Annotated in this window: 13 protein-coding genes and 1 pseudogene; 9 read left to right on the plus strand and 5 right to left on the minus strand. The window is 62.3% G+C overall.

The features are described 5' to 3' along the window. Nucleotides 1-871: pseudogene (locus tag AC1DNK_RS27450) on the plus strand (IS110 family RNA-guided transposase); the annotation flags it as partial. A gap of 147 nt (nucleotides 872-1018) precedes the next feature. Here AC1DNK_RS27450 and AC1DNK_RS27455 read toward each other — a convergent pair. The 3 genes from AC1DNK_RS27455 to AC1DNK_RS27465 are packed head-to-tail and all read right to left on the minus strand — an operon-like array spanning nucleotide 1019 to nucleotide 2015. After that, on the minus strand, nucleotides 1019-1573 hold the full coding sequence (locus AC1DNK_RS27455; protein ID WP_477944244.1) for an RNA polymerase sigma factor: 555 nt from the start codon (nucleotides 1571-1573) through the stop codon (nucleotides 1019-1021). Nucleotides 1574-1582: 9 nt separating this feature from the next. After that, on the minus strand, nucleotides 1583-1786 hold the full coding sequence (locus AC1DNK_RS27460) for a NepR family anti-sigma factor (RefSeq protein WP_112390456.1): 204 nt from the start codon (nucleotides 1784-1786) through the stop codon (nucleotides 1583-1585). Nucleotides 1787-1793: 7 nt separating this feature from the next. Then, on the minus strand, nucleotides 1794-2015 hold the full coding sequence (locus AC1DNK_RS27465; protein ID WP_162702587.1) for a hypothetical protein: 222 nt from the start codon (nucleotides 2013-2015) through the stop codon (nucleotides 1794-1796). Between the two features lie 36 nt (nucleotides 2016-2051). Here AC1DNK_RS27465 and AC1DNK_RS27470 point away from each other — a divergent pair, with 36 nt between their 5' ends. The 4 genes from AC1DNK_RS27470 to preA all read left to right on the plus strand — a co-directional run bounded on the left by AC1DNK_RS27470 (nucleotide 2052) and on the right by preA (nucleotide 7137). Next, complete coding sequence (locus tag AC1DNK_RS27470; protein WP_112390455.1) at nucleotides 2052-2846, plus strand: response regulator; 795 nt, start codon at nucleotides 2052-2054, stop codon at nucleotides 2844-2846. 192 nt (nucleotides 2847-3038) lie between these two features. Continuing rightward, nucleotides 3039-4034, plus strand: a complete 996-nt coding sequence (locus AC1DNK_RS27475) for a sensor histidine kinase (protein WP_477944297.1) — start codon at nucleotides 3039-3041, stop codon at nucleotides 4032-4034. A 412-nt stretch (nucleotides 4035-4446) separates the two neighbouring features. Further along, the gene (locus tag AC1DNK_RS27480; RefSeq protein WP_477944245.1) at nucleotides 4447-5808 is read left to right on the plus strand and encodes an NAD(P)-dependent oxidoreductase; all 1362 of its coding nucleotides are present in this window, start codon (nucleotides 4447-4449) and stop codon (nucleotides 5806-5808) included. A gap of 15 nt (nucleotides 5809-5823) precedes the next feature. Further along, the gene (preA, locus tag AC1DNK_RS27485) at nucleotides 5824-7137 is read left to right on the plus strand and encodes an NAD-dependent dihydropyrimidine dehydrogenase subunit PreA (RefSeq protein WP_477944246.1); all 1314 of its coding nucleotides are present in this window, start codon (nucleotides 5824-5826) and stop codon (nucleotides 7135-7137) included. Between the two features lie 221 nt (nucleotides 7138-7358). Here the strand turns inward: preA and ftrA are convergent, their stop codons facing one another. Then, a complete protein-coding gene (gene ftrA / locus AC1DNK_RS27490) occupies nucleotides 7359-8339 on the minus strand; it encodes a transcriptional regulator FtrA (protein WP_477944247.1) in 981 nt (326 codons plus the stop codon). Nucleotides 8340-8407: 68 nt separating this feature from the next. Between ftrA and AC1DNK_RS27495 the strand changes: the two genes are divergently transcribed. Continuing rightward, nucleotides 8408-8815 carry a rhodanese-like domain-containing protein gene (locus tag AC1DNK_RS27495; RefSeq protein ID WP_310294027.1) on the plus strand — a complete coding sequence of 136 codons (408 nt, stop codon included), beginning with the start codon at nucleotides 8408-8410 and terminating at the stop codon, nucleotides 8813-8815. Between the two features lie 37 nt (nucleotides 8816-8852). On the opposite strand, the gene AC1DNK_RS27500 is transcribed toward AC1DNK_RS27495, so the two are convergent. Next, nucleotides 8853-9866 (minus strand): zinc-dependent alcohol dehydrogenase family protein, encoded by a 1014-nt coding sequence (locus AC1DNK_RS27500; RefSeq protein WP_310294025.1) that lies wholly within the window; start codon nucleotides 9864-9866, stop codon nucleotides 8853-8855. 107 nt (nucleotides 9867-9973) lie between these two features. Here AC1DNK_RS27500 and AC1DNK_RS27505 point away from each other — a divergent pair, with 107 nt between their 5' ends. The 3 genes from AC1DNK_RS27505 (at nucleotide 9974) to AC1DNK_RS27515 (ending at nucleotide 14117) form a co-directional block, all read left to right on the plus strand. Further along, nucleotides 9974-10873 (plus strand): LysR family transcriptional regulator, encoded by a 900-nt coding sequence (locus tag AC1DNK_RS27505; RefSeq protein ID WP_112538947.1) that lies wholly within the window; start codon nucleotides 9974-9976, stop codon nucleotides 10871-10873. Nucleotides 10874-11016: 143 nt separating this feature from the next. Further along, nucleotides 11017-11553 carry a biliverdin-producing heme oxygenase gene (locus AC1DNK_RS27510; protein ID WP_477944248.1) on the plus strand — a complete coding sequence of 179 codons (537 nt, stop codon included), beginning with the start codon at nucleotides 11017-11019 and terminating at the stop codon, nucleotides 11551-11553. Beyond that, the gene (locus AC1DNK_RS27515) at nucleotides 11550-14117 is read left to right on the plus strand and encodes an HWE histidine kinase domain-containing protein (RefSeq protein ID WP_477944249.1); all 2568 of its coding nucleotides are present in this window, start codon (nucleotides 11550-11552) and stop codon (nucleotides 14115-14117) included. The genes AC1DNK_RS27510 and AC1DNK_RS27515 overlap by 4 nt, the downstream gene beginning before the upstream one ends.

The following is a 14117-nucleotide window of genomic DNA, read 5'->3' on the forward strand; positions in this document are numbered from 1 at the left end:
CGCAGGGCGAGGCTTTTGCGGTGGACAACGACGATGCCGGCATTGGCGAGCTGACCGGCCGACTGAAGGCGATCGGGGCCGATGCGATCGCGCTTGAGGCGACCGGCGGATTCGAGACGCAGGCTGTGGCCGGACTGTCATCGGCAGGACTGACGGTGCTCGTCGTCAATCCGGCGCAGGTGCGTGCCTATGCCAATGCCATCGGCCGCAAGGCCAAGACCGACCCGATCGATGCCGCCGTCATTGCCGCCTTCGTGCTGGCGACCAAGCCCGAGATCCGGCCGCTGAGCGATGCCGAGACGCAGGCTCTTTCCGAACTCGTCGCCCGCAGGCGCCAGATCGTGCAGATGATCGTGGCGGAGGAGAACCGGTTGCGTATGGTGTTGGCAAGACAGGCGCAGAAAAGCATCAAGCGCTTGCTCGCCGCCTTGCGGCGCGAACTCGACAGCCTCGATGCCGATCTCGACGACCATATCCGCAAGTCGCCGATATGGCGGGTGCGCGAGACGCTGCTGGTCTCCGTGCCAGGCGTCGGGCCGACAACGGCCCGCACGCTGCTGGCCGAACTGCCGGAGCTCGGCAGCCTCGACCGGCGTCAGATCGCCTCACTGGCAGGGCTGGCGCCCTGGACGCGGCAGTCGGGCAAATGGAAGGGCAAGAGCTTCATCGGCGGCGGCAGAGGCAAGGTGCGCGCCGTCTGTTCATGGCTGCTCTCGTCGCAAGCCGTCACAACCCGGGCCTCAAGGCCTTCCGCGACCGGCTCGTCGCAGCCGGCAAGCCGAAGATCGTCGCCATCGTCGCAACCATGCGAAAGCTCCTCACCATCCTCGACGCTATCATCCGGGACGCAAAACCATGGCAAAACGCTTGACGCCAAAGACAGTCGCTCTCCCCTCGGGGAAAGGTTGCGGCAGCCGGATGAGGGGGGCCCCCGGGCGCAAACCTTTCCAATCGACGCAAAACAAAAAAGCCGGCGCCTTTTCAGGCGACCGGCTTTTTCCTCCCAAGTATCCCTTGGTTAGAACGCAAAGGCCCTCGATGTCAGTGGCGCCGATGTTGCATCCGGGCCGAAGTCGGCTTCGCCGGTGATCTGCAGCAGTTCCTGCAGCCGCTGGCGGGCGCGGTTGACGCGGCTCTTGATCGTGCCGACGGCGCATTCACAGATTTCCGCGGCCTCTTCGTAGGAAAAGCCCGAAGCGCCGACGAGAATGATCGCTTCACGCTGGTCCGGCGGCAGCTGATCGAGCGCCTTCTTAAAATCCTGCAGATCGAGCGCGCCATATTGCGACGGATGCATCGCCATGGACTCGGTAAACAGGCCGTCGCTGTCCTGGATTTCGCGGCCGCTCTTGCGCATCTGGCTATAAAGCTCGTTGCGCAGGATCGTGAACAGCCAGGCCTTCATGTTGGTGCCCATCTCGAAATGGTCCTGCTTGGCCCAGGCCTTCATGATGGTGTCTTGAACGAGATCGTCGGCGCGGTCGTGGCGGCCGGTCAGCGAGATGGCGAATGCGCGCAGGCTTGGCAGGGCTGCCAGCATCTCGCGCTTGAAGCTCGGTTGCTCTTTTTCCATCAGCTCACCCTATTCTGCCAACTTCGCCGAGGCCATTTCGGCCTGGTCGAGCTTTTCGAGCAAATCAAGGAACCGGTCTGGAATGGCCTCATCCTGCGCCGCCGCGTAAAGCGAGCGAAGCTTCACACCGATCTGGTTGTTGGGATCGAGAATATCGCTCGCCCTTACATCCAGCCGCTGCTGATCTCTTTCTTCATTCTGCTGTGTAGCCATTAAATCGTCACTTCTCGCCTGTTGTCTGTAAAACCGGGCAGCTTTTCCGTTGAAAGCGGCTATCGACACCGATAGCACCAGCTGCCTGTTGGGCAGTTGATGCCGATACGCTGCCTAAGTCCTGCTTCAAGCTGGTGCGCCCTTTATTCGTCGGCAGGATAATGCGGCTGTCTGAAAAAAGTTCCGCAAGCTCCGGAACTTTTTTACCCGTCTCACGTTTCTGCCTCATTAGCGCCAGTTACCGGCCTACAGACGGGAGTTTTTAATGACACTTTCTACTCGAATTGCGCCGCACCTTCCTTATCTGCGTCGCTATTCCCGGGCTCTTACCGGCACTCAGACCTCTGGCGACGCCTATGTGGCCGCCGTGCTTGAGGCAATCATCGCCGACCTATCCATTTTCCCGGATACCGCGAACGACCGTGTTGCACTCTACAAACTGTTCACCAAACTGTTTGGTTCCACGGCAGTCCAGATTCCGGAACCCGCGTCTCCCTACGCCTGGGAACAGCGCGCGACCGTCAATCTTGCCAAGGTTTCTCCCCGCGCCCGCCAAGCCTTCATTCTCGCATCGGTCGAGAACTTCCGCGTCGGCGAAATCGCCGAGATCCTTGAGATCGCCGAACAGGACGTGATGGGCCTTCTGGACACTGCCTCGCAGGAAATTTCCCGCCAGGTGGCGACCGACATCATGATCATCGAAGACGAACCGCTGATCGCCATGGATATCGAGCAGATGGTCGAAAGCCTCGGCCACCGCGTCACCGGCATTGCCCGGACGCATACCGAGGCGGTTGCGCTTTACAACAAGACCAAGCCAAGCATGGTTCTCGCCGATATCCAGCTTGCCGACGGCAGTTCCGGCATTGATGCCGTGAACGACATCCTGAAGACCTCGAACGTGCCGGTGATCTTCATCACCGCCTTCCCCGAACGCCTGCTGACCGGCGAGCGTCCGGAGCCGACATTCCTTGTCACGAAACCCTTCAACCCCGACATGGTCAAGGCGTTGATCAGCCAGGCGCTGTTCTTCAATGAATCCACCAAGGTTGCAGCCTGATACCGGGTTTCCGGATGACGGAACAAAGCAATAGCCGGGGCGTTCCAGCATGACTGGTGCGCTCCGGCGGCTTTAACTGTTTCTGCAACGCTTGGTTATAAACTGACCGGCGGGTTGGCTGATGGGCCAACTTCTATCCAGCTGCACCAGACGGATCGAAGGAAAGGCGGCTTGGTGAATACGACAGAACCATTGACCGGCAAGCCGTTCCGCACGGATGGCAAGGCCGCAATGATGGAGCGGGCGCTGCGCAGCGCCGGAATCTCGATTGTCTTCCAGGACTCAAGGCTTGAGATGGCCTATGCCGAGAATCTCCCCGCTCATTTCCAGGATTTATTCAGACCCGGCATGACGGACGCCGATCTGTTCGGCAGCGCCTATGGCGAGTATCTGCATGCATTGAAAATGAAGGTGCTCGACACCGGGCTCGCCACGACCGCTGAGATCGAAGTCAATGTCGGCGGCGAGATGCGCAGCTACGAGCTGAAGGTCGAGCGCGCCAGCGAACGCGACAGCCATGGCGTGCTGACGGTGGTTTCCGAAGTGACCGAAACCCGCCACCGCGAGAAGGTCCTGAAGTCGCTGCTGCGCGAGCTCTCGCACCGCTCCAAGAACTTGCTGGCGATCATCCAGGGCATCGCCACACAGACGGCGCGAAACACGCTGTCGCTCGATGGTTTCCTGGTAAAATTCCGCGGCCGCCTGCAGTCTCTCTCAAATTCGCAGGACCTGATCACCGATTCCAGCTGGCGCGGCGCCTATCTGTTCGAACTCGCCCAAAAGCAGTTCGCGCCCTACTGGCCGGAGACTGCTGGCTCGCTGCCGATCTATGGGATCAACGCCCATATGACGCCGAACGCTGCCGTCCATCTCGGACTGGCGCTGCACGAGCTGATCGTCAACTCCGCCTCCTTCGGCGCAATCGCCGGCGGCGCGGCGTCGATCACGCTGAACTGCCGCGAGGCGGAACTGAACGGCAGGCGGGCGATCGAAGTCACGTGGGCAGAAGCGCTGCCCGACAAGACCGAGATCCATGAATTCAGCGAAAACAGCTTCGGCAAGACGGTTCTGGAACGCGTGGTGCCTTCCTCTATGAACGGCAAGGCAGAACTGAAGCTGATCCCCGGGCGCATCGAATACTCGCTGCTCGTCCCCGAGACCGAATTCGAAATCCTCAAGCGGGCGTGAGATAGCCCCCGTCTCCCGTGACCGCAAACCGGACAAAGTAAAACAGCCAGTGCGAGGGCGGCGCACTGGCTGTTTTTACTCACCGGGAGGGGACCGTGAGTAAGATCCGGATGATGGGTTGGGGGCGCGCATGTTGGGTCGATGCGGTCATCATCTGGATATCCCAATAACGGCGCCGTTAACCTTTGGTTCCAACGCTGCGGAAAAAAAGTGGACTTTTGTGAATCTTTTTTTGCCTAGCCCCGAACGCCCAGTCCCAGGCAGCATTTCCGCTCACGATACCAAAACAAAAAATAACATGAAATCAGCCGGATAGCCTGCAAAATATTCCAAAATTTTACCATTTGATAAATTTTTAGACCTGAGTTACGCTTCCCTCACAGGCCGTTTACCAATAATGAGGGAACTTCAAATGGAACGTCTGGAAACTGGGATTCATGCCCGCCGGCTTTCGCCCGCCGAGTATGACGCGAACTTTTCCGATCTTCATCCGCGCCTCGACAAGCATGAGGCGCTGGTCGCTTCCGACCGCTGTTATTTCTGCTACGACGCGCCGTGCATGACGGCCTGTCCCACCTCCATCGATATCCCGCTGTTCATCCGGCAGATATCGACAGGCAACCCGCTGGGTTCGGCGAAGACGATCTTCGACCAGAATATCCTCGGCGGCATGTGCGCCCGCGTCTGTCCCACCGAAGAGCTCTGCGAACAGGCCTGCGTGCGCAACACGGCAGAAGAAAAGCCCGTGGAAATCGGCCGCCTGCAGCGCTACGCCACCGATACGGCGATGAACGCCGGCCGCCAGTTCTACGATCGCGCCGCCGCGACCGGCAAGAAGATCGCCGTCGTCGGCGCCGGCCCGGCCGGGCTTGCCGCTGCCCACCGTCTGGCGATCAAGGGCCACGACGTCGTCATCTACGACGCCAAGCCGAAATCCGGCGGCCTCAATGAATATGGTATCGCCACCTACAAGTCGGTGGACGACTTCGCACAGAAAGAAGTCGATTACGTCCTTTCGATCGGCGGTATCGAGGTCAGGAACGGCGAGCAGCTCGGCCGCGACTTCTCGATCTCCGATCTGCAGCAGCAATATGACGCCGTCTTCCTCGGCCTCGGCCTGGCGGGCGTCAACGCCCTGAAGGTCGATGGCGAGAGCCTGCCGGGTGTCGAAGACGCCGTCGATTTCATCGCCGGTCTGCGCCAGTCTGCAGACAAGGGCGCGATCGCCATCGGCCGCCGCGTCGTCGTTCTCGGCGGCGGCATGACGGCGATCGACGCCGCCGTCCAGGCAAAGCTGCTCGGCGCCGAAGAGGTGACGATCTGCTACCGCCGCGGCAAGGAACACATGAACGCCTCGGAATTCGAACAGGATCTCGCAAGCTCCAAGGGCGTCATCATCCGCCACTGGCTGGCGCCGAAATCGATCGTCGCCAACAACGGCAAGGTCGCCGGTATCGAGGTCGAATATACCGCGCTTGCCGAGGGCCGTCTGGTGACAACGGGCGAGACCGGTGTCATCGCCGCCGATCAGATTTTCAAGGCGATCGGCCAGACCTTCGAGGCCTCCGGTCTCGGCGCACTGCGTATGGAAAACGGCCGCATCACCATCGATGCCGAAGGGCAAACCTCGATCGAAGGCGTCTGGGCCGGGGGCGACTGCGTGCTCGGCGGTGACGACCTCACCGTCTCGGCCGTGGCGCAGGGCCGCGATGCCGCCGAATCGATCAACCGCATGCTGACTGCAGGTTTGCAGCCGGCCGTTGCCGTCGCGTGAAGGGGAGAATGAACAATGGCTGATCTCCGCAATAATTTCGTCGGCATCAAGTCTCCGAACCCGTTCTGGCTGGCCTCCGCGCCGCCGACCGACAAGGCCTACAATGTCGAGCGCGCCTTCAAGGCAGGCTGGGGCGGCGTGGTCTGGAAGACGCTCGGCGAGGAAGGCCCGCCCGTCGTCAACGTCAACGGCCCGCGCTACGGCGCGATCTGGGGCGCCGACCGCCGCCTGCTCGGCCTCAACAATATCGAGCTGATCACCGACCGCGACCTCTATACCAACCTGCGAGAAATGAAGCAGGTGAAGATGAACTGGCCGGACCGCGCCCTGATCGCCTCGATCATGGTGCCTTGCGAGGAGGAGAGCTGGAAGGCGATTCTGCCGCTCGTGGAAGAAACCGGCGCCGACGGCATCGAACTCAACTTCGGCTGTCCGCACGGCATGTCCGAGCGCGGCATGGGTGCCGCGGTCGGACAGGTGCCCGAATATATCGAGATGGTAGTGCGCTGGTGCAAGCAATATACCCGCATGCCCGTCATCACCAAGCTGACGCCTAATATCACCGACATCCGCAAACCGGCTCGCGCTGCGAAATCGGGCGGCACCGATGCAGTCTCGCTGATCAACACGATCAACTCGATCACCGCGGTCAATCTCGACACCTTCTCGCCGGAACCCTCGATCGACGGACGCGGCAGCCATGGCGGCTATTGCGGCCCGGCCGTCAAGCCGATCGCCCTCAACATGGTAGCCGAGATCGCCCGCGATCCTGAAACCTACGGCCTGCCGATATCTGGCATCGGCGGGGTGACGACATGGCGCGATGCCGCCGAGTTCCTGGTTCTCGGCGCCGGCAACGTGCAGGTCTGTACCGCAGCGATGACCTACGGCTTCAAGATCGTCCAGGAGATGATCTCAGGCCTCTCCGACTGGATGGACGCCAAGGGCCACCGCACCCTCGACGACATTACCGGCCGTGCCGTCCCGAACGTCTCCGACTGGCAGTATCTGAACCTAAACTACATCGCCAAGGCGAAGATCGATCAGGATTCCTGCATCAAATGCGGCCGCTGCCACATCGCCTGCGAGGACACCTCGCACCAGGCGATCACCCAGTTCGTTGACGGCCTCCGCCACTTCGAGGTCATGGAAGACGAATGCGTCGGCTGCAATCTCTGCGTCAACGTCTGTCCCGTCGAGAACTGCATCACCATGGAAGCCCTGCCAGCAGGCGCGCTGGACGAACGCACGGGCAAGACCGTCGATCCGAACTATGCCAACTGGACGACGCATCCGAACAATCCGATGGCGAGACAGGCCGCGGAATAGAGATTGGCGCCGCGTAGAATTTTACTCCGCGGCGTTCCCCTCCACCTCCCTCATTCCTGTGCTCGTCACAGGAATCCAGTCGCCGCGCGTCCGCGCGGCGGGGAGACCTCTTCCCAAAAGCACGAGAGTCATTCACGGCGCAGACGCGCCGTGGCTGGTTTCCTGCGACATCCCGTGGGCTAAGCCCTAAGGCCACAGGAATGACGGTGGCCGGGGAGCGCTCACCCGGCAAACGTCTTCCGGTACGCCCCCGGGCTCGTTCCCAGCCGCTTGCGAAAATGGTGCCGCATCGTTGCCAGCGTCCCAAACCCGCTGGCGGCCGCGATGTCGTCGAGCGAGGTGGCGGCCGGCTTTTCCAGCAGCTCCCGGGCGTGGCGCAGCCTCTCCTTCAGCAGCCATTCACCGACGCTGAGGCCTGTCGTTTTTTCGAAACGCCGTTGGAAGGTGCGCTGGCTCATGCCGGCTTTTTCGGCGAGCAGAGTGATCGGCTGTTCGGTATCGAGCCTCTCGCGCATCCATTCGATCAGCGGCCCGAGCCGGATGCCTTCGCGCTCCTGCGGCACCGGCGCATGGATGAACTGCGCCTGTCCGCCCTCGCGATGCGGCGGCAGGACGAGGCGGCGGGCGACACTGTTGGCCGCCTCCGCACCGAAATCGCCCCGCACCACATGCAAGCAGAGATCGATGCCTGCCGCGCTTCCCGCCGCCGTCAAAATGCTGCCCTCGTCCATGTAGAGAACGCCGGCGTCGAAGGTGATATCGGGATAGCGCGCCGCAATCGCGGCAACATAGCGCCAATGCGTCGTCGCCCGGCGCCCGGACAGCAGCCCTGATGCCGCCAACACCGCGACACCGGAGCAGAGCGACATGATGCGAGCGCCGCGCTGATGGGCAGCCCGCAGTGCCGCAACGAGACCGGCAGGAACCGGCGCATCGATCGCCCGCCAGCCGGGCACGACGATCAGGTTTGCATGTTCGAGCACGTCGAGGCTGTGATCGGTAGAGACCGTCAGGCCTCCGGCAGCCCGCAGCGGCCCCGGCTCGATGCCGCAGACCGAATAGCGGTACCAGCCTTCACCCATCTCCGGACGCGGCAGGCCGAAGACTTCGTAGGCGATGCCGAATTCGAAGGTGCAGAGCCCGTCATAGGCCAGCACTGCGACATGGGGTCCTTTTGGCATGATCTTTACGCTCATCGTCATCCTGGCCAATTTCGCCAAGCCATAGCATCGGCGATAACGGGCGGCAACCCGAACGAAAGGAACCGCCCATGCCAAGCCACGTCAGCGAAACCCCAGCCGCCTCGCGGGAAGCCACCACCGCCTATTATGCCCGCAAGCTCGCTTTCGAGACGGATTGCTGGGATGTCCACGCATCGCTTGCTGCAGGAAATGCCGATTTCGTGCTGCTCGACGTCCGCTCGCCCGCAATGTTTGCCGCCTCGCACATCCCCGGCGCCATCAACCTGCCGCATGGCAAGATGACGGCGCATCGCATGTCGGAATGGCCGGAGGATACGCTCTTCGTCGTCTATTGCGCCGGGCCGCATTGCAACGGCACCGACAAGGCAGCGCTCCGCCTCGCCCGGCTCGGTAAGCAGGTCAAGGTGATGATCGGCGGCATGACCGGCTGGGCCGATGAAGGCTTCCGCTTCGAGAGCGAAGCGGCCGCGGCGTGAGGATGGAAGGCTCCCGCGCGATTGCGGGAGCCGGTTTTCAGAATTCGATAACGAGCTTGCCGAACGGGCCGCGGTCGAGATGCGCCAGCGCCTCCGGCAGTTCCTCGAAAGCGTAGCGATGATCGATGACCGGCTTGATGCCTGAAACATCGACGGCGCGGACGAGATCCTCGAGAGCCCGGCGATGGCCGACGCTGATGCCCTGCACCGTCGGTGATTTCAGAAGCAGCGGCCCGACGGGGCCGGACACTTCGAACCCGTCGAGCACGCCGATGACATGGATATGCCCGCCGACGGCAACCGCCTTCAGCGCCTCGCCAAAATTGGCGCCACCGGCAATTTCCAGAATGTGATCCGCACCGTAGTCGCCTGTCAGGCCATAAAGCGTCTCTACCCAGTTCTCACGTCCGAAGCCGTGATCAGCGCCGATCGCCCGGGCACGCTCGAGCTTGTCCTTGCTGCCTGAGGTGATGAAGACCTCGGCGCCATGCGCCTTGGCGATCTGCACGCCGAACAGCGCAACGCCGCCGGTCCCCTGGATCAGCACCTTCTGCCCGGCCTTGAGATGGCCGCGCTCGATCAGCGCGAACCAGGCGGTCAGGCCGGCGCAGGGCAAGGTACTGGCCTCGGCCGCATCGAGGCTGTCCGGCGCCCTGGCGAACCAGTCTTCGGAAAAGGTCAGATAGTCGGAGAGCACGCCGGGATAGAAGCCGCCGAGCGTGCGGTAAGGCGGGTTGCGCGCATTCCCGGCATTCGTGCCGTCGATCCAGCCGGGAGAGAAGGTCGAGATCACCCGGTCTCCCGGCTTGAAGCGCGTCACACCGGGGCCGACGGCTTCGACGACACCCGCCATATCGGAGGCCGGTACGAAGGGAAATTGCAGCGGCAGCCCCATGCCGGTTTCGAGCACCAGCTTGTCGCGATAATTCAGCGAGACGGCCTCGGTCCGCACCAGGACATCGCGCCCCGAGGGATCGTCCATTCGTCCTTCCGATATCGTCAGGTTCTGCGGACCGATGCCGTCGATCGTCCACCGCCTTATCTTGGTCATCGCATGTGCTCCTTTGCATATTCAGCGAAGAGAGCCATGCTATCGTTGAAATGATGGCGGCAGTTGCGATATAAATTCCCAAGATAGGTTCCCTTGAGGATACAATTATGGAAAAGCTTGGTGGTATCTCCGTCTTCGTCGAGGTCGTCGAAGCAGGCGGATTTTCAGCCGCCGCCAGCGGCCTGAACCTGACGCGATCCGCTGTCGGCAAGACGATCGCCAGGCTCGAAGAGCGCCTCGGCGTCCGTCTCTTCCACCGCACCACCCGCTCGCAAAGCCTGACGGAGGAAGGCCGCTTCTTTTACGAGCGCTGCCTGAAGGCTCTGGAAGAGATCAAGATCGGCGAAGCGCTTCTGGAGGCCGGCAAGCAGACCGTGCGCGGCAAACTGCGGGTGTCCATGCCAGTTATCTTCGGTCGGCAATGCATTGCGCCGATCCTGATTTCACTGCTCGACGACCATCCCGAACTGGAACTCGACCTGTCCTTCAACGACCGGATCATCGATCTTCTTGAAGACGGCTACGATCTGGCGATCCGCAACGGGCCGCTCAAAGACGATCAGGACATGATGGCGCGACTCGTCGCCCACCAGCGGCTGACCGTCTGCGCCTCGCCCGATTACCTCGCCAAACACGGCACGCCGCAGTCGCTGGAAGATATCCCCAAACACGTCGGCATCATCTATGGCCGGCAGGACAAGCACCGCACCTGGGTGTTCCCGACCGACGACGAACCCTGGCGGCAGGTTCTGCCGAAATCGCGGATGCGGCTCGACGATCTCGCCACCATCTGCGACGTGGCGATCGAAGGTGCCGGCCTCGTTTGGCTGCCTTGCTGGATGGTGCGCGAGCACGTTGCCGCCGGGCGCCTGGTGCGGGTGCTGAAAGACGTGCGTCCCGTCATTTTCCAATCGCACGCGATATGGCCGCGCTCACCCGTCATGCTGCCGAAAGTCCGCCTCGCCATCGATGCGCTGGTTGCGAGATTGCCCGGCCTGATGGAGTGACGTTTTGAAATTTACCAAGCCGCTGAAGTGGCTGAATTTTTTATTGTATTCACTGGAAATCATGAAATGCTGCCGTATATCGCCATGATGATGCGCCGTACGGGGCGGTGCATCGGCCACCATCAACCGGAATTGCAATAACCATGTCACTTCGAACTGCGCTGCGCGCCGGCACCAGCGATTGCCATGCTGATGTCGATCAAATTTTCGGCCGGTTCGATCTCGGACGTGAAGCAGATTACAGGGCCTTCCTCTCCGCCCACGCCCGCGCCGTTCCAGCCGTCGAGATAGCGCTGGAAAAAGCCGGCATCGAGCGGCTGATCCCCGACTGGGCGGAGCGCCGCCGCCGCGATCTGTTGCTCGACGACCTCGCGGCCATGAATGTTCCGCTGCCGCCCGCCCTCGATGCGCCTCCGATGCAAGACGATGCAGCGCTTCTCGGCGCCGTTTATGTGCTTGAAGGCTCGAAGCTCGGCGGCGCGATGCTGGCCAAGGCCGTCGGCAAAGGGCTGCCATCCGCCTATCTCAGCCCCTTCGGCCCCAAGGGCGGCATGAAGGCCTTCATGGATATGCTCGATAATGCAGGCGCCGATGAAGCGGGTGCCGTTGAGGCCGCCCGCGCCGTCTTTGCACTCTTCCGCAAGGCTGCTGAGATGGAACTGGAGATGGCCGCCTCGTGAGCGAAACCTTCGACCGCGTCGACCTGACGAACTGCGACCGCGAACCGATCCACCGCCTCGGCGCCATCCAGCCGTTCGGCTTCCTGCTCGTTTCCTCGGCCGATTGGCTGGTTGCCCGCGCTTCCGAAAATCTCGAACAGTTCATCGGCGTCAGCTACAAGGATGTACTCGGCCGCCCACTGTCCGAAGTGATCATGCCGCAGACGCTGCATACGCTTCGAAACCGCCTCGCCGTCATCAGGGGTCCCGATATAGTCGAACGTCTTTTCGGCGTGCAGTTTTCCGAGAACGGCCCCGCCTTCGACGTGGCGCTCCACATCAGCGACGGTCAGGTCATCATCGAGGCCGAGCCCTCGCAGGACGGTGCCCAGGGCGGCGCGACCATGTCGATCCGCAGCATGATGGCCCGTCTCGACCAGGCGCAGACGCTGGAAGCCTTCTACCGCGAAGGCGCCCGCCAGGCCCGAGCGCTGACCGGTTTCGACCGCGTCATGGTCTATCGTTTCGACGAAAAGGGATCGGGCGAAGTCGTCGCCGAAGCGGCGCGCCCCGGCATAGGCTCCTTCCTCGGCCTGCACTATCCGGCCTCCGACATCCCGGTTCAGGCCCGCGCGCTCTATGTCCGCAACCTCTTCCGCGTCATTGCCGATATCGATGCGACGCCTGTCGCCATCCATCCAGAGCTCGACGAGCACAGCCGCCCGCTGGATCTGTCGATGTCGATCCTGCGCTCGGTCTCGCCGATCCACATCGAATATTTGAAGAACATGGGCGTCGGCGCCTCGTTGTCGATCTCGATCATCGTCGACGGCAAGCTCTGGGGCCTGTTTGCCTGCCACCATTATTCCGCCCGTCTGCCGTCCTTCGAGCGCCGCTCGACCTCCGAGCTTTTCGGTCAGATGTTCGCCTCTCGCCTCGAAAGCCGTGAACGGCGGCTGGCGCTGGAATTCGAAACCAAGGCCCGCCAGATCGCCGACAGACTGCTGACCTCGGTCGCCGACAATGCCAGCTTGCTCGACGACCCGACCTGGCTGATCGACGCGCTCTCGGACGCCATTCCCGCCGATGGCATCGGCGTCTGGATCAACGGCCGCTCGGCGCTGACCGGGCTTTCGCCGACGCAGGAGCAGTTTTCCGGGCTGGTAAAGGTGCTGAATCGCACCTCGTCGGGCCGTGTCTTCACCACCGACCATCTGCAGGAACTCTGGCCAGACAGCGATATCGACGGCACTGTCGCCGGATTGATGGCGATCCCGATCTCGCGCTCGCCGCGTGACTATGTGATCCTGTTCCGCCAGGAGATCGTCCGCACCGTCCGCTGGGCGGGCGACCCGCACAAGCCGGTCGAATACGGCCCGAACGGCCCGCGCCTGACACCGCGCAAGAGCTTCGAAAGCTGGTCGGAACTCGTCCGGGGACGCTCGCACCCCTTCACCCCGGCTGAAAAACGTGTGGCCGATACGATCCGCGTCACACTGATCGAGGTCATCCTGCGCCTTGCCGACGAGGCGAGCGCCGTGCGCCAGCAGGCCAACGAGCGCCAGGAGATCCTGATCGCCGAGCTGAACCACCGTGTCCGCAATATCCTCAGCCTGATCAGCGGCCTGATCCGCCAGTCGCGCACCAGCGATGGCGATATCGGCGAATATGTCGGCCAGCTGGAAGGCCGCGTTCAGGCGCTGTCACGCGCTCACGACCAGATCACCCGGGATCATTGGGCCCCGGCTTCGCTGCGCTCGCTGCTGCAGGCAGAAGCCGCCGCCTATCTCGGCAAGAATGCTGCGCGCGTGGTCATGCGCGGCGAAGAAGTGCTGCTCGGCCCGCAGGCCTTCTCGACGGCTGCCCTTGTCTTCCACGAACTCGTCACCAATAGCGCCAAATACGGCAGCCTCTGCGACAGCGGAACGGTCAGCGTCGCCTGGACCGAGGACGACACGGGCAATCTGCTGGTCGAATGGCGCGAGAGCGACGGTCCGCCGGTAAAGGCGCCGAAACGGCAGGGCTTCGGCACCACCATCATCCGCCACTCGATCCCCTACGATCTCGGCGGTAAGGCCGAGGTGCGCTATGAGCCCAAGGGGCTGCAGGCGGATTTCACCATCCCGGCGAAATATGTTACCTTCGCCGACGGACCGGTCTCGATCGTCCCGGAAGTGCGTCAGCAACCGGCGGCTAAGACCGCAACGATCATTTCCGAGAAACCGCTGCAGGGCTGCGGCATCCTGCTGGTCGAAGATAACCTGATCATTGCCATGGACGGCGAGGATATCTTCCTGCAGCTCGGCGCCAAGGATGTGACGCTTGCACCGAGCGTCTATCAGGCTCTCGAATATGTGGCGGAGAAGCATTTCGATCTCGCCGTGCTCGACGTCAATCTCGGCGACGAAACCAGCTTCCCGGTCGCCGAGAAACTGGTGCAGGCAGGCACGCCGCTTGTCTTTGCAACGGGGTACGGCGAAGCGGTCGCCAAGAACTTCAGCGGCGCCAACATCCTGCAGAAGCCCTATACGATCGAAAGCGTCGCGGCGGCGCTCGACAAGATGATGCCATTGAAGAAGGTCTGA

The sequence above is a fragment of the Rhizobium sp. 01N424 genome (assembly GCF_056399485.1).

What these genes read in the sequence shown, in the direction of transcription:
- AC1DNK_RS27455 (WP_477944244.1), bottom strand. Translation starts at nt 1,573, where the DNA reads ATGGAAAAAGAGCAACCGAGCTTCAAGCGCGAGATGCTGGCAGCCCTG.
- AC1DNK_RS27460 (WP_112390456.1), bottom strand. Translation starts at nt 1,786, where the DNA reads ATGGCTACACAGCAGAATGAAGAAAGAGATCAGCAGCGGCTGGATGTA.
- AC1DNK_RS27465 (WP_162702587.1), bottom strand. Translation starts at nt 2,015, where the DNA reads ATGAGGCAGAAACGTGAGACGGGTAAAAAAGTTCCGGAGCTTGCGGAA.
- AC1DNK_RS27470 (WP_112390455.1), top strand. Translation starts at nt 2,052, where the DNA reads ATGACACTTTCTACTCGAATTGCGCCGCACCTTCCTTATCTGCGTCGC.
- AC1DNK_RS27480 (WP_477944245.1), top strand. Translation starts at nt 4,447, where the DNA reads ATGGAACGTCTGGAAACTGGGATTCATGCCCGCCGGCTTTCGCCCGCC.
- preA (WP_477944246.1), top strand. Translation starts at nt 5,824, where the DNA reads ATGGCTGATCTCCGCAATAATTTCGTCGGCATCAAGTCTCCGAACCCG.
- ftrA (WP_477944247.1), bottom strand. Translation starts at nt 8,339, where the DNA reads ATGACGATGAGCGTAAAGATCATGCCAAAAGGACCCCATGTCGCAGTG.
- AC1DNK_RS27495 (WP_310294027.1), top strand. Translation starts at nt 8,408, where the DNA reads ATGCCAAGCCACGTCAGCGAAACCCCAGCCGCCTCGCGGGAAGCCACC.
- AC1DNK_RS27500 (WP_310294025.1), bottom strand. Translation starts at nt 9,866, where the DNA reads ATGACCAAGATAAGGCGGTGGACGATCGACGGCATCGGTCCGCAGAAC.
- AC1DNK_RS27505 (WP_112538947.1), top strand. Translation starts at nt 9,974, where the DNA reads ATGGAAAAGCTTGGTGGTATCTCCGTCTTCGTCGAGGTCGTCGAAGCA.
- AC1DNK_RS27510 (WP_477944248.1), top strand. Translation starts at nt 11,017, where the DNA reads ATGTCACTTCGAACTGCGCTGCGCGCCGGCACCAGCGATTGCCATGCT.